This window comes from gamma proteobacterium symbiont of Scutellera amethystina (assembly GCF_059730845.1).
Genome location: NZ_AP035935.1, coordinates 4,080,624 through 4,098,820, shown reverse-complemented (window position 1 = coordinate 4,098,820; position 18,197 = coordinate 4,080,624). Strand labels below are relative to the sequence as shown.

The 18,197-nt window shown below is 62.5% G+C and carries 11 protein-coding genes; 6 read left to right on the top strand and 5 right to left on the bottom strand.

What is annotated here, in order from left to right:
- Positions 1-10: 10 nt before the first annotated feature.
- From AC6I79_RS19335 to AC6I79_RS19325, 3 genes are read left to right on the top strand one after another with little or no spacing between them, the layout of a single operon-like run.
- Positions 11-3,814, top strand: coding sequence for a cellulose biosynthesis protein BcsC (locus AC6I79_RS19335; protein WP_498027483.1), 3,804 nt, complete (start codon positions 11-13; stop codon positions 3,812-3,814).
- On the top strand, positions 3,814-4,260 hold the full coding sequence (gene bcsD / locus AC6I79_RS19330; protein ID WP_058758083.1) for a cellulose biosynthesis protein BcsD: 447 nt from the start codon (positions 3,814-3,816) through the stop codon (positions 4,258-4,260). Before AC6I79_RS19335 ends, bcsD begins: the two co-directional genes overlap by 1 nt.
- A gap of 9 nt (positions 4,261-4,269) precedes the next feature.
- The gene (locus AC6I79_RS19325; protein WP_031279620.1) at positions 4,270-5,274 is read left to right on the top strand and encodes a family 8 glycosyl hydrolase; all 1,005 of its coding nucleotides are present in this window, start codon (positions 4,270-4,272) and stop codon (positions 5,272-5,274) included.
- A 119-nt stretch (positions 5,275-5,393) separates the two neighbouring features.
- On the opposite strand, the gene bcsC is transcribed toward AC6I79_RS19325, so the two are convergent.
- From bcsC to bcsR, 5 genes are read right to left on the bottom strand one after another with little or no spacing between them, the layout of a single operon-like run.
- Positions 5,394-8,780, bottom strand: coding sequence for a cellulose synthase complex outer membrane protein BcsC (bcsC, locus tag AC6I79_RS19320; protein ID WP_498027482.1), 3,387 nt, complete (start codon positions 8,778-8,780; stop codon positions 5,394-5,396).
- Entirely contained in the window at positions 8,767-11,064 is a 2,298-nt protein-coding gene (gene bcsB / locus AC6I79_RS19315) for a cellulose biosynthesis cyclic di-GMP-binding regulatory protein BcsB (RefSeq protein ID WP_498027481.1), read from the bottom strand. Before bcsB ends, bcsC begins: the two co-directional genes overlap by 14 nt.
- 15 nt (positions 11,065-11,079) lie before the next feature.
- Positions 11,080-13,695: a UDP-forming cellulose synthase catalytic subunit gene (gene bcsA, locus AC6I79_RS19310; protein ID WP_058758087.1), complete on the bottom strand. Its 2,616-nt coding sequence runs from the start codon at positions 13,693-13,695 to the stop codon at positions 11,080-11,082.
- Entirely contained in the window at positions 13,692-14,423 is a 732-nt protein-coding gene (gene bcsQ, locus AC6I79_RS19305) for a cellulose biosynthesis protein BcsQ (protein ID WP_104189225.1), read from the bottom strand. The genes bcsA and bcsQ overlap by 4 nt, the downstream gene beginning before the upstream one ends.
- Positions 14,423-14,617 carry a cellulose biosynthesis protein BcsR gene (gene bcsR / locus AC6I79_RS19300; protein WP_021507005.1) on the bottom strand — a complete coding sequence of 65 codons (195 nt, stop codon included), beginning with the start codon at positions 14,615-14,617 and terminating at the stop codon, positions 14,423-14,425. Before bcsR ends, bcsQ begins: the two co-directional genes overlap by 1 nt.
- Before the next feature lie 199 nt (positions 14,618-14,816).
- Here bcsR and bcsE point away from each other — a divergent pair, with 199 nt between their 5' ends.
- The 3 genes from bcsE to bcsG are packed head-to-tail and all read left to right on the top strand — an operon-like array spanning position 14,817 to position 18,176.
- Positions 14,817-16,361 carry a cellulose biosynthesis protein BcsE gene (bcsE, locus tag AC6I79_RS19295; RefSeq protein WP_159378053.1) on the top strand — a complete coding sequence of 515 codons (1,545 nt, stop codon included), beginning with the start codon at positions 14,817-14,819 and terminating at the stop codon, positions 16,359-16,361.
- The gene (gene bcsF, locus AC6I79_RS19290; protein WP_010617915.1) at positions 16,358-16,546 is read left to right on the top strand and encodes a cellulose biosynthesis protein BcsF; all 189 of its coding nucleotides are present in this window, start codon (positions 16,358-16,360) and stop codon (positions 16,544-16,546) included. The genes bcsE and bcsF overlap by 4 nt, the downstream gene beginning before the upstream one ends.
- Complete coding sequence (gene bcsG, locus AC6I79_RS19285) at positions 16,539-18,176, top strand: cellulose biosynthesis protein BcsG (RefSeq protein ID WP_125309552.1); 1,638 nt, start codon at positions 16,539-16,541, stop codon at positions 18,174-18,176. Before bcsF ends, bcsG begins: the two co-directional genes overlap by 8 nt.
- Positions 18,177-18,197 lie beyond the last annotated feature (21 nt).

Sequence of the window (18,197 nt, the reverse complement as noted above, 5' to 3'; positions counted from 1 at the left end):
GATAAAAATAATGAAAAAACAGCTGATAAGTGCCGGTATTCGTCAGGCGTTGCTGCTGGGCGGCGCGCTGGCCTTCTCACAGCCGCTGCTGGCGGCGGAGAGCACCAATCCGGCGTTACAGGCACTGTTCGACCAGGCGGCCTACTGGCATCAGAAAGCGCATGACGATCTGGCGAAAGCCTCGCTGCAAAAAATCCTGATGGTGGAGCCGAACAATACCCAGGCGCTGTATCTGCTGGCGCTCTATTCACAGCAAAGCGGCAGCGCGGCTGATGCGGCACAGTGGCGCGCCCGCCTGAGTGCGGTATCGCCCAACGACCCGCATCTGACGGAGCTGGACAACGCGCGACAGCTGCAGAGCATTCCGCAGGCGCAGCTGTCGCTGGCGCGTCAGCAGGCGCGCAGCGGTAACATCGCCGCCGCGCTGCAAACCTGGCGTAACACCTTCAGCGGCAACGAGCCGCCGCCGAGCGTGGCGGCAGAATATTATCTGACCATGGCCGGCGACCGCACGCTGCTGCCCCAGGCGGTGGAGGCGCTGCGGCAGTTTGCCGCCGACCATCCGCAGGATACCGGCGCTCAGCTGGCGCTGGGCAAAGCGCTGACCTATCAGGAGGCGACGCGCCGCCAGGGCATTGATGTGCTGGCCAGCATGGCGGACGGTAATAAAGAGGCCGATCGCTCGCTGCGTCAGGCGCTGCTGTGGCTGGCGCCGCAGGCGTCGGACGCCGCGCTGTACCAGACCTGGCAGCAGCGCCATCCGCAGGACAGCGCCGTGGTGGATTACTACCGCAAAAATGTCGGCGGCGCGGAGAAGGGCGCGGGCTTTAGCGCGCTGAACAGCGGCGACGTCAGCGGTGCGCAGAACAACTTTGAAAAAGTGCTGCAGGCCAACCCGCAGGACGCCGATGCGCTGGCCGGTATGGGCTACGTGGCGCAGCGCGCCGGACGCTACGCCGAAGCCGCCGATTATCTGACGCGCGCCGCACAGCTGGGCGGCGATCAGAGCCAGCAGCGTCAGCAGCAGGCGGCCGACGCCCGCTTTTACGCGCAGCTGGCGAATGCCCAGCAGGCGCTGAAAAACGGTGACAGCGCGCAGGCGCTGGCGCTGAGTGAGCCGCTGACGCAGGCCGAGGGCGAAAAAGGCATATCGGCGAAGCTGTTCCGCGCTGATGTGCTGCGCCGCAGCAATCAGCTGCAGCAGGCGGAGCAAACCTACCGGGCCATTCTGCAGAGCGATGCCGATAACCGCAGCGCCAAAGAAGGGCTGTTTTACGTGCTGCGCCAGCAAAACCGCAGCGCCGAAGCCAATACCCTGCTGGCATCATTGCCCGACAGCGTGCGCCAGAGCGTGGCACCGCGCGGTAACAGCAGCGATCCGCTGCGTGCGCAGGCAAAACGCGAGCTGGCGGCAGGCAACCGCAGTGCGGCCATCGCCACGCTGAACAGCGCCATTCAGCGCTATCCCAGCGACGGCTGGCTGCGACTCGATCTGGCGCGCATCTACCGCGCGCAGGGCGATAGTTTACTGGCTGCCAACGTCATGCAGCCGACCCTGCGCAGCGGTGCCAGCACCAGCGAGCTGTATGCCGGTGCGCTCAACGCCAGCGAGAGCGGTGCCTGGCAGCAGGCCAGCCAGCTGCTGGCGCGCATTCCCAACGGCAGCAAGAACAGCGAGATGCGCGAACTGGCGCAGCGCGTGAATTTCAATCTGCAAATGGCCACCGCCGATCGCTATCTGGCGCAGGGCTCTGACGCGGCAGCGGCCAATACGCTGCGCGCGCTGGCCGCCACGCCGCCCGCCAATCCGGTCGATGCCGGTAATCTGGCACAGAAACTGGCCAAAGCCGGCGATCTCACCACGGCGGTGACGGTGGTGCGCGGCAACATGCAGCGCGGCGTGCAGGGCAACGCCGGTGATTACGCCGCGCAGGTGGCGGTACTGAATCAGGCGGGACTGACGACAGAAGCGCAGAGCTTCCTCAGCAGTCCGGAGCTGCAGGCGCGCAGTACGCCCACGCAGCTGGCCGGCATCCGCAACGGTTATCTCATCAATGAAGTCGATCGCCTGCGCGAGCAGAAGCAGTACGCCGCCGCCTATGACAAGCTGGTGGGCGCGCTGCAGCACGATCCGCAGAACCGCGATCTGATGTTTGCCATGGCGCGTCTGTATCAGTCCGGCAAGATGAACAAAGAAGCGGGCGTGGTGTATGACTATCTGCTGACGCAGGATACGCCCACTCAGGATGCGCGCACCGGTGCTATTGATGTGGCGCTGGCGCAGAACGACGTCGACAAAGCGAACACCTTAACCCGCGGCCTGCGCAATGAGCAGACGCCGGATCGCCTGTTACTGCTGGCGCGCGTGGCGGAAGCTAACGGCGAGCACAGCCAGGCGATGAGCTACCTGCGCAGCGCGCGCGGCCAGCTGATTGGTCTGCAGGGCGCACAGAGCGGCAGCGTGCCGACCGTTGGCGGTCTGGCGCTGGCGGACAATCCGTTTATCAACCGCAGCACCTCGCCGGTGTCCGGTTCGCCTTCCAGCTATGGCACAGTGATGCCGTGGCAAACGGCACCGGCCACCAGCAGCAGCGCGCAGGACGTCACGCTGGCGAGCACCACGCCGGCGGTACGGCAGAGCCAGACGCTGCGCCAGATTGACGAGATGATGGACAATCTGCAGGAGAAAACCGGCACCTGGGTACAGGGACAGATGCAGGTGCGCGGACGCGACGGCGAATCGGGGCTCAGCAAGCTGACCGAAGCCAAAGCGCCGCTGACCTTCTCGACCGTGCCGTTCGGCGAGTCGCGCTTCGACTTTACGATGACGCCGGTGTCGCTCACCGCTGGCAGTGCGGCCGGTGATGCGTGGCGTCGCTTCGGCAGCAACGCGCTGGTGCAGGGCAATGTGGTGGCATCCGGCGCGGCCAAGATAGACGACACGCCGTCTTCATCGACCGATTCGCAAAAGGCCACCGGCGTGGAACTGAATATGGCGCTGAAGGGCGACAGCTACAAAATCGACCTCGGCAGCACGCCGCTCGGCCAGGATCTCAGTACGCTGGTGGGCGGCGTGCAGTGGTCACCGAAGCTGACCGATTTCCTGACGCTGATCCTCACCGGTGAACGCCGCGCCATGACCGACAGTCTGCTGTCGTACGTTGGCGTGGAGGACAAGACCAGCGGCAAGCGCTGGGGGCGCGTCACCAAAAACGGCGGCAACGCCATGCTGAGCTTCGATAACGGCGACGCGGGTTTCTACGTCGGCGGCGGCGCTTACAGCTATCTGGGCGAGAACGTGGCGAGCAACAACAGCGTACAGGCCACGGCGGGCGCTTACGTGCGGCCTTACCACTACGACGACCGCGAGCTGAAGGTCGGCATGAGCCTGTCGTGGATGGATTTCTCCAAAAACCTGAGTTACTTCAGCTACGGTCAGGGCGGCTATTTCAGTCCGCAGAATTATGCCGCGGTATCGTTCCCTGTCGACTTCAGCCGCAAGTTTGATGACCTGAAAGTCAACGTTGGCGGTTCGGTCGGCTATCAGTCGTACAGCCAGGACAAGAGCGCATATTTCCCCAACGATCCGTCGCTGCAGTCCCAGCTGCAAAGCCTCGCCGATCAGGGCTTTGTCAAAAGTGCCTATTACAGCGGTGAGAGCAAAAACGGTATCGGCTATAACCTGCACGCCGGTGCCGATTATAAGATTAATAAAGATGTCACCATCGGCGGCCAGCTCGGCTATGACACCTTTGGCGATTACAACGAAAGCACAGCCAATCTGTACTTCCGTTATCTGTTTGGAGACAACTAATGAGTGAGCAACCGGGCGCACGCATCAGCCATCCGTATCAGCCGGGCTGGTTTGATCTGGTCAGCGTGATGATTGAGAGCATGCTGGATAACGCTGGCGCGGAGGCGGAAGCCTTCCTCAACGGCGTGGGCGAATTGCTGGCAACGCGCTATCCTTTGCCGGAGGCGCGCACCGTGCAGGATCTGGAGCGCGAAATTAATCTTCAGCTGGCGCGCTTTAACTGGGGCTTTGTTCAGCTGCAGCCGCAGCAGAACGCGATTATGCTTGAGCACCATGCCCTGCCGCAGGGCGACAGCCAGCTTGATGCAGAACGCTGGCAGCTGGCGCTGAGCGCAGTGCTGGCCGGCGTGTACGCGCAGTGGCTACGTGCGCAGGGTGGCAGCGCGGCGGTACCGCTGACGCTGGAAAAAATCGACGGCGGCACGCTGCATTATCGATACCAATAGGAAGCTGTGATGAGAGTGATGCGGTTCTGGCGTCAGTGGATGCTGTGTTTCATGGTGATATTTTTCAGTGCTCAGGCGGCGGCCGATGGCTGGAGCAGTTACAAAAGCCGCTTTATGAGCAGCGACGGCCGCATCAGCGATACGGCCAACAACAACGTCAGCCACACCGAAGGCCAGGGCTACGGCATGCTGCTGGCGGTGGCGTATAACGATCGCGCCACCTTTGATTTGCTGTGGCAGTGGACGCGTACCCATCTGCGCAATCCGCAGAATGACCTGTTCTACTGGCGCTATACGCCGGGTGCAGCCGATCCCATCGCCGATAAAAATGATGCCTCGGACGGGGATGTGCTGATCGCCTGGGCGCTGCAGCGCGCGGCACAGAAGTGGGGCGGTGATTATCAGCAGGCGTCGGATCGCATTCAGCGCGCGGTCATCAAACTAACGGTGATCGACTACGCCGGCCGCAAGGTCATGCTGCCGGGCGCGCAGGGCTTCAATAAAACCAGCTATGTGGTGCTTAACCCTTCCTATTTCCTGTTCGCCGCATGGCAGGAGTTTGCGCAGCACAGCCATCTGCGCGTGTGGAACACGCTGATTGATGATGGCCTTGCGCTGCTGGGCGACATGCAGTTTGGCAAAACCGGCCTGCCGCTGGACTGGGTGGCGCTGAACGCCGATGGCTCCGTCGCGCCGGCGGTCGGCTATTCCAACCGCTTCAGCTATGACGCGATTCGTATTCCGCTGAATATCTGGTGGTACGATCCGCAAAGCCTGCGGCTGGTGCCCTTCCAGCGCGTCTGGCAGGGCTACGCGCGCGACACCACGCCAGCGTGGTTTGATGTGCTGGCCAATACCCCGGCACCTTACAATATGGAAGGTGGCCTGACCGCGGTGCGCGACCTGACGCTCAACCAAACCGGCTACCTCAGCGACCGCCTGGCGCCGGAGCAAAACTATTTCTCCGCCAGCCTGCAACTGCTGACCTGGCTGGCTTATCAGGAGAAGCGATAGCCGAACGCTACCTGCACCCGTCGGGATTTATACCGGAGCGCATCAAAGCGCACCCTGTAAAAACCACGCAACTATCTTGTAGGGTCGCCATTTATGGCGACCTTTTCATTTTCGTGTGCTTATTTAAAATCCGCATACGGTTCCAGTGGCTGTGGTGGCATATCCATGTCGCCGTTCCAGCCGGCCATTGAGTAGCGCACATACAGCAGCCCGTGGCTTGGGGTGTAATCTTTCGCCTGCTGAATGTCCATGGCTAAACCCAGCGACCAGTGCGGCGTGATGCGCCGCTCTACCAGCGCCTGCAGTGTATAACCGAAACCGCGCCCTGAACTGCTATCCGATGGCGGATTGCTGGCCAGCGTAAAGCCGGGATTCACCGGGTAGCGCGCCTGAGCGTTAGTGGTTGACTGTGACCACGACACCGAGCCACCGAGTTCATACGACCAGTTTTCGGTGCGCTGACGCCAGGTCAGCGGCACCGCCAACGAGAAGTAGCGCTGCGGGCTGTAATAGCCGCCCTGGCCAAAGGTGTAGTCGCTCAAATCTTTCTGATAGTGCCACAGCATACTGTTCAGGCCGATGGTGGCGCGCTGGTTGTCGCTATTGATCAGCTTGTAGTAATAGCCTGCCATCAGCCGTTCGCGGCTGTTGTCCGCCACGTTTTCACCGCTGATTTGATGGGCGCTGAGATCGGCCCACACCCCGTGCGCGCCGCCCCGATCGTAACTCAGGCCGATGCCGCCGCCGGTCGCGACGACGCCGCCCCAGTTTCTGCCGCCGTTGGTGGCCGGATCGCGCGCGCCGGCGTAAGCCAGCAGCGAACTGGAGATTGGGCGACGTGAAGCGGTAAAGGTCACCCCGAGATCGTCGATGTCAGTTTTCCAGCTTACGCCGCCGACCCAGTTAGTGACGGTAAAACCGAGCGGCGTGGTGCCGATATCGGCTGACCAGCGATCGTTGTGCCAGCCGACGCCCAGCGCGGTGCCTTCGTCCCGCTGGGTGAAATCGCGCCGGCAGCCCCCGGCGTTGGCGTCGTTACAGCTGCCGAACAGTTCACTGTGGCTGCCATCCGTGGTGGAAAACGTCCCGGCAGACACCTGTACGTGATCAACGCGCACAAAGCTGCGGCCATCGGCCAGCGGGGTTTCCGCCTGCAGCATGGTGGTATGGGCGGTAAAGTCAGAGGTGCCACCGTTGCCCTTATCGCGCGAGTAGTCCTGTTCCAGCGTCACAGTGGTGTCCTGCTGGCGATACAGATCAGCGGCGTCGCTGCGAATGCTGCGCTTCAGCCAGTCGTCCTGTGCCTGCGTGCGCGTCAGCCGGGTATAGCGGGCGTTATCGTCTGGCAGCGCAGGGGTGATGCCGCTGGCGACCATCGCCGCGCGGTAATCCTGCTGTGCCAGCGCGGGCTGGCGCTGCTGTCTCTCCAGCCGCGCGGCATCACGCAGCACCAGCGCTTTTTCCTGTGACGGCGCGACAGCGGCGGCGCGGGTTTTCAGCGCGCTGAACAGCTGCTGCGCTTTGAAGAGATCGCCGCTGTTTTGCCAGGCGAGCGCCACGCGCCGGCCGCTGTTCAGGCTCTGCTGCGCCACGCTGTCTGGCAGGCTGTGCAGCGCTGCGCGCGCTTCGGTGGTGCGCTGCAGCGCCAGCAGCGCCTCGATGCGGCCGAGCGCGGCATCGTTGTTGCTGGCGTCCTGCTGCAGCACCTGCTGATAACCGGCCAGCGCTGTTGTGGCATCGCCCCGCTCCAGCGCCCAGTCGGCCAGCGTAATGTCGCGGCGCGGCGAGGCCGGCTGCTGTTGCAGCAAGCGGATGGCGGCGGCTTCATCACCGCGGGCGCGTAGCTCCCCGGCACGCCCGAACGCCTGGTTTTGCGCCAGGCGATCCGCCAGTTCATGCATGTTGCTGTCCCAGCGGGCGGTGGGTAAACGGTGCAGCGTGGCCAGCGCGGCGGCATCGTCGTCGCCGGATGACTGCCACAGTGCCGTGGCATACAGCGCGGCTGGCTGCTGCGGCTGCTGGCGCACCATCGCGGCCATTACCGCCGCGCCTGCCTGGTTGTCACCGCTGCTGCGTAGCGCATTGGCCAGCCGCCAGGCCAGCCAGACATCATCCGGTCGCGCCTGAGCCGCCTCACGGTATTTCGCTACCGCCTGCGGCCATTGCTGCTGCTGCGCCAGCGTATCTGCGTCGGCCAGCAGGCTCTCAATACGTAAATTGCTCAGGCGCTGCTGCGCCGTGCCGTTACTGCGGTCAAGGCGCAGCGCCTGCTGCCAGTACTGTCGGGCTAACGCGCTGTTTTTACGCGCCTGCGCCACATCACCGAGGCCGATGAGCGCCCAGCTGTCATTGCTGTCGATGGCCTGCGCGCTGCGGTACTGCCGCTCAGCGCCGGACAAATCCCCCTGCTTCAGCGCCGCGTCGCCGCTGTCGATAGCCAGCCAGTAACGATTGGTCTGTAACAGGGACTGCCACTTGCCGATTTGCGTGCTGGCCTGGCCCGCCTGAATCGCTTTCTGTAGCCAGCTGATGGCGGCGGCGCGGTGACCGGCACGCGCCTGCGCCTGGCCCATGGCACCGAGCAGTTCGGCGTCGTCCGGATTGGCCTTCAGCGCCGCCTGTAATGCGCCGATTGCCGCCGCGCCGCCGCCAGCCTCGACCAGCGCCAGGCCGCGCATGCGCTGGCGGAAGGCCGGATCGGCCAGCATTTTTTGCTGACGCGCCAGCTCATCCGCTCCGCGCTGTTGCGCATCGCCGCTGGTGAACACCTGCAGATACTGCTGCAGGCTGGCAACGCTGCGCTCGCTTACCGGCTGGTTCTGGATCTGCTGCAGCCACAGTTCAGACGCGGCATCGCGGCCGCCGTCGCGGTTGGCCAGCTGACGCAGCTGGGTCACCGCCTGATCCGGCTGATTATTATCAAACGCCATGCGCGCCAGCTGTAGCTCGACGCCGATATTGCCCGGATAACGCTGCTCCAGCGCCTGCAACTGATGCCAGGCGAGCGGCTGCTGGCCCGGCAGGCGCGCCACCAGTCGCCAGTACTCCAGTTCGGTGTTTACATCGGGAAAGACGCCGTGAAACAGCGCATCCCACGCTGCTTTGGCCTCCGGCAGCCGTCCGGCGGTGGCCAGCAGCCGCGCCTGCTGCAGCTGCTGACGCCCTTCGGGGCTCATCAGGCGCAAACCTGCCGCAGATTCGCGTGTGGCGGCGTCATCCGGCGCAGCCTTTTGCAACGCATCGAACAGCTGCTGCGCTTTGGCCTGATCGCCCTGACGCAGCGCCATACGAATGCGCGCCGCCAGCACCTGCGGGTTATCCGGATCGATTTTTTCCAGCCGGTACAGCGACTGCTGCACCAAATCGTATTTGTTGGTGGATTCGCCGGTACGAATCTGCATCAGCAGCCACGCTACCGGCGCCACCTGCGGACCGGGCGCGGCCGCCACGCTGCCGGCCAGCGCACTGGCGATCAGCAGCGCAAGCGGTAACTTATTCATCGTCATCCAGCTCAGCCAGGCGACGACGGCTCACCATGCGCATCAGGCGCCAGGCCATCAGGGCGAACAGGATCACCACCAGCACGGCACACACGGCCAGCCATACCGGATGGGTGGCCAGCAGATTCCACAGCCGCTCCCACCACGGCAGATGCCCGACAAAGTAGGTATCGCCCACGCGCACGCTGTTGACGCCGGACTCCCGGACGATGCTGACGGAACCGAACATCGCCGCGCGCTTACCGCTGTCGCGCAGCGCTGCATTCAGCAAATCCCAGCCGCGCGGGCTGTCAGCCAGCAGCGCCACCACACTGCGCTGATCGTGAAACGGCGACTGGAAGCCAACCAGAGCGCCGAGCGGACCGCGCGAACTGATGCCGGTCTGGCTTTCGGCGGTGCGCTCGCTGGCTGACAGTGGCACGTTGGGCGCGCTGCCCGGGCGCGATGGCATGTTGAGGGTGCTGCGCGTGCGATCCACCAGCAGATTGATCGCCGTGTCCGCCTGCAGATCCGGCGGAATGCTGCCGATCAGCAGCAGATCGGCATCGTGGTCTTTGGCGTTGCGCCAGTCATCGCTCATTTGCACGCGCAGTGCCGGATAGCCGGTCTGGGCGCCGATCGCCCCCAGCGCGTCAAGCAGCGTACTGACTTCGCCGCTCTCCGGTTTTGCCGGCACCAGCACCAGGGTTTGCGCCAGATCGGCGAAGCGGCTGAACGGGAAGCCAGCGCTGGCAAACGCGCCGAGCGAAGGCATTTCGATGTAGTGACGATAGCCGGAGAAATCGATGCTGGAGCGATCGTCGATCACCGCATGATGCGCGACGGGGGTGACGGTTTCACAGCGGCCATCGGCAGTGCCGCCGATAAAGGTATTGGCGTAGTCAAAATCAAAGCGCAGCTGGTTCACCACACCGAGACGCAGTGCCGGAATGGTCAGCTGACGGCTGTTGTCCTGCAGGCCCTGCATCAGCGGAATGCGCATCAGCTGCTGGCCCGCGCCATCTTTACTGGTCAGCGGATAATCCTGCATGAACTGATTATTGAGATGCACCGCCAGCCGTGAGCCGTCCTGCTGCACCGGTGAGGTGTAGCGATAGATCAGGTCCATATCAATGCCGCGTGCGCGCACCAGGAACAGATCCGGCGGCAGGTTGAGCGTCAGGCTAATCGGGTTGGGTTGCAGGCCATCAGCCTGCAGCTGGTTCTGATACTGCGTCAGTTCACCAAAGGTGGTGCGGCGATCGGTGCGTACCCAGTTTGGCGCATCGTACGGCTGGCGCGGGGCCAGCAGTTTCACACTGTCGATGGTGGCGCGCTCGCCGCGCAGCAGCAGTTCGCCCTGCGCAATGCCCTCTACTGCAGTGATCAGATCGTTATCGTCGCGGCCGAGAATCAGCAGCATCTTCTGATAGGGATTGTCCGGCTGGCTGACCATTTCCACGGTGGGTTTGTCCACCGGCGGCAGCGTTTGCAGGAAGTCAGGCCGGCGATCGTTGGTGGCGAACACCACCGCATGCTGTCCTTCCGGCAGCTGGTTATACAGCACCGGGAAGGACTGGCCGCGCCACTGCGCCTGGCTACCGAACCACGAGGCCAGCAGGCCTGCCGCACGCTGTTGCTGCACATCCGGCTGGCCGCTGAAGACCATCGGCAGCTGCAGCGGCCGGTTGTCGCGCGCGTCAAAGAATGGCTCCGGGAAATGGGAGAGATCGTTTTTCAGCGGCAGCTTCTGCAGCGTCAGGTCCAGTTTGCTCGCTTTACCGATATCCAGCCAGATGGTGCTGTTGGCCGGATTTTCACACACGTTGGCGTAGTGGCCGACCAGTTCCAGGCGGATGCGGTTGAAGTCGCTAATGTAGCGCGGGTCGATCGCCAGCTGCGTCTGGTTCTCTTTGCCGAGCTGATCGGCGGTGACGGTGACCAGTCCCACCAGTTCATCGTTGAGATACACCTTGAGCTGCGACTGCGTCGGCAGCAGCGCCGGCGAAGGTCGGTAGTTGAGCGTCAGCAGCGCGCGCGTGACCACCTCGTCGCTGCGCACGCCGAACTCAATCTGGCTGGTAGGGACGGTGCCGCGCAGCGTCATGCTACCCGGCGGCGGTGCCACCTGGGTAAACAGCAGCTGGCTATCGCGCAGCGGGGCGCTGGCATCGAGCGGTTGGTTCACGTCGGGCAGCGGCGCAGAGGTTGCCGCAGGCGGTGCATCAGGAAGCGCCGCCGGAAGTGCCGCCTGCGCCAGAGACGCCGTGCCCAGCAGCAGGGCGGTGAACCAACTCAGTTTTCTCGTCATGGTCATATCATCAGCTTAGGTAAAATCAGTGTTGAGCGTTGCCGGTCGCGGACGGACGTTGTGCGGCAACAGCGTTGCCAGCCAGTGCAGTCCGGCGGTCAGGCCACGGAACAGGCGGCGCAGCGGTGCCGGACCATACTCCGCCAGCCGCAAATAGCCTTTGAAGCCGAGCAGCATAATGTCCGCCAGGCTCTGCACCGGTTTATCCTCCGGAAAACCGTCCTGCCACAGCGCCCAGGTATCGGCGCGCGCAAAGGTGCACTGAATAAATTCGATGTGCTGGCGGGTGGAGAGCTGGTGCAGGCGGATACCCGCGCGGCGGCCAAATACGCGCTGTACCTGGCACGGGAAGCTGAACTCCTGCTGTCCGCGCCGCAGCAGCAGCGAGACGCTTTCGTTCTCGCGCAGTGCATCCGGCTCGCGCAGTTCGACGCCCACGCCGCCGTCAGAGTAGTCGCGCAGCGTGCACGGCAGCATATGACCATCGGCGCGTGCCAGCGCCGCCGGCATGGCGATCTCCACGCGGTGCGCTTCACGGATTTGACGCGCTTCCACCGACACCGCCACCGCGCCGCCGAGAATAATCATGTTGTAAACCACCCACACCAGACTGACCCAGATGGTGAGCAGCTCATTGGCCGGGCCGTGCGCCATGCGCCAGAAGCCCATGCCGATACCGGCAATGTTCAGCAGCACCAGCAGCATGTAGGGTTTGGTGATCACCCAGTCGAGATGGCGCTCTTCTACCAGGCCCCCTTTGGCGGTCACGTTGAATTTGCCTTTGTGCGGATTAAACAGCGCGACCGTGGTGGGGCGGGCGATGTACCAGGCGAGCACGGTTTCATACACCTCGCTCCAGAACGAGTGGCGCCAGCGCCCCTGGATGCGCGAGTTGGTCAGACTGGTATGCACCATGTGCGGCAGCACGTAGATGGCGATGGCCAGCGCGGGTGCATAGATGATGTAGGCATGGCACAGCAGAAACGCCAGCGGCGCCAGCAGAAAGATCAGCCGGGGGATACCGGCAAGAAAGTGCAGCATGGCGTTGGCGTAACACAGCCGCTGTACCAGCTTCAGCCCTTTGCCAAACAGCGGATTATCGAGACGGAAGATCTGCACCATGCCGCGTGCCCAGCGGATGCGCTGGCCAATATGCGCTGACAGACTTTCGGTCGCCAGCCCGGCAGCCTGAGGAATGCGGATGTAGGCCGAGGTGTATCCGCGGCGGTGCAGTCGCAGCGAGGTGTGCGCATCTTCGGTTACCGTCTCTACCGCGATACCGCCAATCTCATCCAGCGCGCTGCGGCGCAGCACTGCGCAGGAGCCGCAGAAAAAGGCGGCATCCCAGGTGTCGTTACCATCCTGCACCAGACCGTAAAACAGCGAGCCTTCATTCGGCGTCTGACGGAAGCGGCCGAGGTTGCGCTCAAACGGGTCTGGCGAGAAGAAGTGGTGCGGTGTCTGCAGCATGCCCAGCCGGTGATCTTTCAGGAACCAGCCCATGGTGAGCTGCAGGAATGAGCGCGTCGGCACGTGGTCGCAGTCAAAAATCGCCACGTATTCGCTGCGGCAGGTGGTTTTCAGCGCATGGTTGATGTTGCCGGCCTTGGCGTGTTCGTGGCTGGGCCGCACCACGTAATTGACGCCCACGCTGGCGGCAAACTCGCGGAACTCCTCGCGCGTGCCGTCATCAAGAATATAGATGTTGAGTTTATCCTGCGGCCAGTCGATGCCCAGCGCAGCATAGATGGTGGGTTTGACCACGCTGAGCGGCTCGTTGTAGGTCGGCACCAGAATATCGACGCTGGGCCAGCTGGCGATCTCCGGCGGCATGGAGACCGGCTGGCGGTTGAGCGGCCACAGCGTCTGGAAATAGCCCAGCACCAGTACCGTCCACGCGTAGGTTTCCGCGCCAATCAACAGCAGGCCAAACGTCAGGCTGAGCGGATCGTCCCAGTTAAGGGTTTCCGTATAGCGCCACCACAGATAGCGGCAGGAGATGGTGAGCGACAGCACAATCAGCATGATGGTCACCAGCCGGCCCGGCATACGGCGCACCAGCATGGCCAGCGCCCACAGCAGCAGCACAAACACAAACTGGGTGGTGATATCAAACGGCTGCGAGATGCACAGCAGCGCCAGCAGGCTGGCGGCGATCGCCACTACGATGAACAGCAACTGACGCACGCGCCGTGGCAGGCGCTGCAGCCAGCGTTCGCTGCGCTGCGGTACGCCGCTGTGCTCCAGCCGCGCCGGCAGCTGCGCCAGCCATTGATACAGCTGCTGGCGCCAGCGGAACAGCGAGCCAAAGGCGTTAAAACGTTTACGCTCGCTGCGCGCGCTGCCGTCCAGCGGCAGCATGATAAGCAGCCACAGGCTCTGGAGTGCATAGCGCACAATATCCAGCGGACGCGGGCGCAGCGGAGAGATATGCGGGAAGTAGCGCTGACGCTGCTGCAGCACGCGCCGCCACGCCGGCGTTTCCAGCCGCAGCAGCGACCAGGCGAGCACGCACCACAGCAGATGCAGCGCGACCGTTAACCGCCCGGCGCCGTGCTGACGCGCCAGGTGCGCGCGCTGCTGCAATGCCTGCGAGGCCTGCGGCACCAGCAGCCAGCGCAGCGCATTCATGCGCCACCTCCGGCGACATGCAGCAGCAGCCAGTTGGCCAGCGTATTGATCTCTTCGCTGGCCAGCGCATGCGGACGCCAGGCGCCCACCGGCTGTTTCATCATCAGCGCTTCCGCCAGCGCTTCATCGCGATGAATCACCTGTGGAATCAGGTTCTTAAGCGAGCGCAGCCACAGCTGATGCAGATCCTGCTGCAGCTGGCTGTTGGCGTTGAACTGGTTAATCAGAAACAGCGTCTGCGGCGAAAAGTGCGCGCGGTGCAGGCGCAGCTGGCAGTTGGCATCCAGCGTTAACAGCTGAAGCAGCCGATCGGCGGCCGGGATGAACGCCAGCTGCCACGGCAGCAGATCCGCCGGAAGGTCGAAAATAATCCACTGATAGCGCTGTTTCAGGGCCGGCAAAGCCTTAAGCAGCGGTTGTGCAATTTCCGCTGTCGCTGCGTTTAAGGATAAGGTCTGCTGATGCGTGAGCGTGCCAGACGGCAGAAAATCCAGCCCCGGCTGATAGCGCAGCGCGCTGTGCTGCCACGGCTGGTTATCCAGCTGCGCACGCAGCCAGCCGTGCGGCGTGTCGAGCGGCAGATTAAAGTGGGCCGCCAGTTGATTGGCTGGCGAAAGGTCGATAAGCAGCACCGACTGCTGCAGCGCGTTTAGCGCCCAGCCCAGCGCGGCACTGAGTGCCGTCGCGCCACACCCGCCGCGCAGCCCCTGTAAGGCGAGAACCGGCATTAGCGTGGTGACTCCGGTCCCTGCGTGCATTCCTGCAACAACGGCCAGCGCGACAGCAACTGTTGCAGACGCGCTTCACGGGCAATATCAATATAGCGAAACGCCTTCAGTGAAAAGGCGTCACTCAGGGCGTTAATATCATCCTGATCTTCGCTGCCGACAGCGATCAGTGAAAAAGCATTTTCAGTTTTCATTACTTTTTTGCCACCAAAGAAACGACAACGGATAAAGAGGGGTGATATTTTTCTTGTCGCGTATAAAACCGCAGCCAGCGATTTCTGGCCCGGCAAAGTTCAAACAGTCTGGCGCGTGCGCAGCTTTTTTTATTTCAGCAGTTCCAATCGTTGCCGTCTATATTAAACTAGCCTGGATTGTACAGATCGCGACGCTAATATGAAAAATCTTTATACGCTTGGCCTGCAGCAGGTACAACAGGAATTAATCGCCCTGCAGTCGCCGGGATTTTACTGGATAACCTGCCAGCGGCCCGAAGACGCACGAACGCTGTTACGTCAGGTGGTTAGCCAGCAAAAGGCGGCCACGCTGGTGAGCGCGGATGAACCCCCGCAGGCGCTGTTAACGCCCGATCCGCCCGGCGGTCCGGCGCGTATTCCCTTATTTTCGCTGCCTGCCAATAAAGCCAGCCTGCAACATCTGGCCAGCGATATGGCGCGCGTAATGAATAAACGTAGCGGTCTGGTCATGTTTTATAGTCAGGCGGCGCTGTGGAGCAAATTATCCCCGGATGAACTGACCGTGTGGTTAAAAGGCTTGCGCCGGGTTCTGTTAAAAAAACAAATGACGCTGCTAATGATCACCTGCGGAACTGCAATTATTCCCCTGCGAAATCATCTGCAGCGTTATTTTCGTCAGCTTGATGGTGTCGCCCATTTAGAATTTCAGCAGGATAGCTGGCAATATCGAATTAACTGGTGGTACTCCGCCGATAAATTGCTGGCCGACCGCGCTATCCGCCTGAACTGTATCGATAATCAGTTTATTGCGCAGGCTGAAGCTGCCGCGTCACAGCCGCTGAGCCTCAATGATGAAAACCAGTTTCTGGCCCAGCAGGATGTGCTGGAAGGGGCGCCGCCGCTTTCCGCGCAGTGGCAACTGTTCAGCGATAACGAGAGCGTGTATGCGCGCGCGCAGCAGGCCAACGCCGCCACGGTCATCTTTAGCCTGGCCCATAATCAGGATGTGCCGACTCTGGCGAGCATGGTCCATGGTTTGCGACGATCGCGCGGCAACGCGCTGAAAATCGTGGTGCGGGAACTTGGCACCAGCCTGCGCTACAGCGATGAGCGTTTGCTGCTGGCGTGCGGCGTTAACAGCATTGTCCCGACGGCGGCGCCGCTGTCGCGCTTGCTGACTGCACTGGAAGGCGTGCAGGGCCAGCAGTTTACCCGCCACGTGCCGGCCGATCTGCCGGCGCTGGTGCAGGCGCTACAGCCGCTGCAGCAGAAAGGCTATTTGCCGCTGGAGCGTTTCTGTGCGGCGGTACAGCAGTTGATGAACAATACGCTGCTGCCGGAAAACGACAAAGGGCTGATGGTGGCGCTGCGCCCGGTGCCGCAGCTGTCGCCGCCGCAGGTACTGACGCTATGTAAACCGCGTCGTTTTGGCGATTTGGTGACGCTGGTTGACGATCGGCTCTATTTATTCCTCTCTTCCTGCCGCTTTAACGACCTGGACATTGCCCTGAAATCGATATTTTCCCTGCCGCACGACGAGCTGTTCAGCAACCGCATGGTGTGGTTTGCCGACAATCAGATTTTGTCGGAGGTGAATAAAGTGCGGCAGCTGACGCCGGTGTCGCAGTTCGAACCGCTCACGGTACCGGCCGCTGCGCAACCTGCTGCGCCGGCAGCGGCCGCGCCGCGCGGCCCTCAGACGCCGCAGCCGATCATCATCGACCTCGGGGAGCCGCACGTATGACGCTGATGGATGGTGTGCAGGTGGCGATCCTGCTGTTACTGATTTTGCTGTTCCTGAAATCGCTGTGGCGACGCTGGCTGCCGCAGCGCAGCACCAGCCTGCTGATGCGCCTGTTACCTGCCCGCGCCCTCAAATCGGAAGGGCAGTGGCAACGCCAATCGACCAAAACGGATAAACATGGATAACACACCTTCGACGCTGCACGCGGCGCGCTGGCGCGGCCTCGGCGGCTGGAACTTTTACTTTCTGATCAAATTTGGTCTGTTGTGGTACGGCTATCTCAACTTCCATGCACTGAGTAATCTGGTGTTTCTGGCGTGGCTGCTGTTTCCGCTGCCGTCAGCGCGGCTGCATCGTCTGCGCCAGTGGGTTTCGCTGCCGATTGGCTTCGCGCTGTTCTGGCACGATACCTGGCTGCCGGGTCTGAACTCGCTGCTCAGCCAGGGCAGCCAGGTGGCGGGATTCTCGCCGGCCTATCTGCTGGATTTGCTGCAGCGCTTTATTAACTGGGAGATGATCGGCGCGGCCTTTGTGCTGCTGGTGATTTACCTGTTCGTGGCGCAGTGGATTCGCGTCACCGTGCTGGTGTCACTGGCGCTGATCTGGCTGAACGTGCTGACGCTCGCCGGCCCGGCGGTCAGCCTGCTGCCCAGCAAAGCCGCCGCACCGCCGGTGGCGCTGAATGACAAACCGGCCGCCAGCCCGGCCGCGGCGGGACTCGATCAAAGCGCGCCGCCCACCAGCGCCAACCTCACCGCGTGGCTGAATCGCTTTTACGACAGCGAACGCCAGCGCGTTACGCATTTCCCGGATGCGCTGCCCGCCGATTCGCAGCCGTTCGATATTCTGGTGATCAACATCTGTTCGCTGGCGTGGTCGGACATTGATGTGGCGCAGCTGCGTGACCATCCGCTGTGGAAGCACTTTGATATCGTGCTGAACAACTATAACTCCGCCACCGGCTACAGCGGCCCGGCCGGTATTCGCCTGCTGCGCGCCAGCTGCGGCCAGACCTCACACAGTAACCTGTATAAAGCCACCGACCAGCGCTGCTATCTGTTTGATAATCTGGCGAAGCTGGGCTTTAAGCAGCAGCTGATGATGGACCATACCGGCGTGTTCGGTAACTACCTGAAAGAGCTGCGCGAGGACGGCAACATGCAGGCGCCGCTGATGTCGCAGGCCGGGATTGCGCCGGAGCTGACGTCTTTTGATGGTTCGCCGGTGTACAACGACGGGCAGCTGATGCAGCGCTGGCTTGATGACCGCAGCAAAAGCAGCGATGCGCGCAGCGCCACCTTCTACAACCTGATTCCGCTGCACGACGGTACGCGCGAGCTGGGCAGCACCCGCACCGCCGAGTGGCAGCCGCGCGCACGGGTGCTGTTCGACCAGCTCGATAGCTTCCTGACCAATCTGGAGAAGTCGGGACGCCGGGTGATGGTGCTGGTGGTGCCGGAGCACGGTGCGGCACTGCAGGGGGATAAAATGCAGATGTCCGGGCTGCGCGACATTCCGAGCCCGGGCATCACCCACGTGCCGGTTGGCATTAAATTTGTTGGCATGAAAGCGCCGCATCAGGGCCAGCCGCTGACCATCGATACACCTGTCAGCCTGCTGGCGATTTCCGAGCTGGTGTCGCGGGTGGTGGACGGTCAGGTGTTTAACGCACCGAATGTCAACATGTCGGTGCTGGCGGATAACCTGCCGCAGACGCCAGTGGTGTCGGAAAATGATAACGCCGTCGTGATGATGTATCAGGGCAAACCGTGGATTCGCCTTAACGGCGGCGACTGGGTAGCCTATCCGCAGTAAAACCTGAGCGGCAAACGGTGC

Coding starts and splice junctions, on each gene's coding strand:
- bcsA (WP_058758087.1), bottom strand. CDS start 13,695: ATGAATGCGCTGCGCTGGCTGCTGGTGCCGCAGGCCTCGCAGGCATTG.
- bcsE (WP_159378053.1), top strand. CDS start 14,817: ATGAAAAATCTTTATACGCTTGGCCTGCAGCAGGTACAACAGGAATTA.
- bcsF (WP_010617915.1), top strand. CDS start 16,358: ATGACGCTGATGGATGGTGTGCAGGTGGCGATCCTGCTGTTACTGATT.
- bcsB (WP_498027481.1), bottom strand. CDS start 11,064: ATGACGAGAAAACTGAGTTGGTTCACCGCCCTGCTGCTGGGCACGGCG.
- bcsC (WP_498027482.1), bottom strand. CDS start 8,780: ATGACGATGAATAAGTTACCGCTTGCGCTGCTGATCGCCAGTGCGCTG.
- bcsG (WP_125309552.1), top strand. CDS start 16,539: ATGGATAACACACCTTCGACGCTGCACGCGGCGCGCTGGCGCGGCCTC.
- AC6I79_RS19325 (WP_031279620.1), top strand. CDS start 4,270: ATGAGAGTGATGCGGTTCTGGCGTCAGTGGATGCTGTGTTTCATGGTG.
- AC6I79_RS19335 (WP_498027483.1), top strand. CDS start 11: ATGAAAAAACAGCTGATAAGTGCCGGTATTCGTCAGGCGTTGCTGCTG.
- bcsQ (WP_104189225.1), bottom strand. CDS start 14,423: ATGCCGGTTCTCGCCTTACAGGGGCTGCGCGGCGGGTGTGGCGCGACG.
- bcsR (WP_021507005.1), bottom strand. CDS start 14,617: ATGAAAACTGAAAATGCTTTTTCACTGATCGCTGTCGGCAGCGAAGAT.
- bcsD (WP_058758083.1), top strand. CDS start 3,814: ATGAGTGAGCAACCGGGCGCACGCATCAGCCATCCGTATCAGCCGGGC.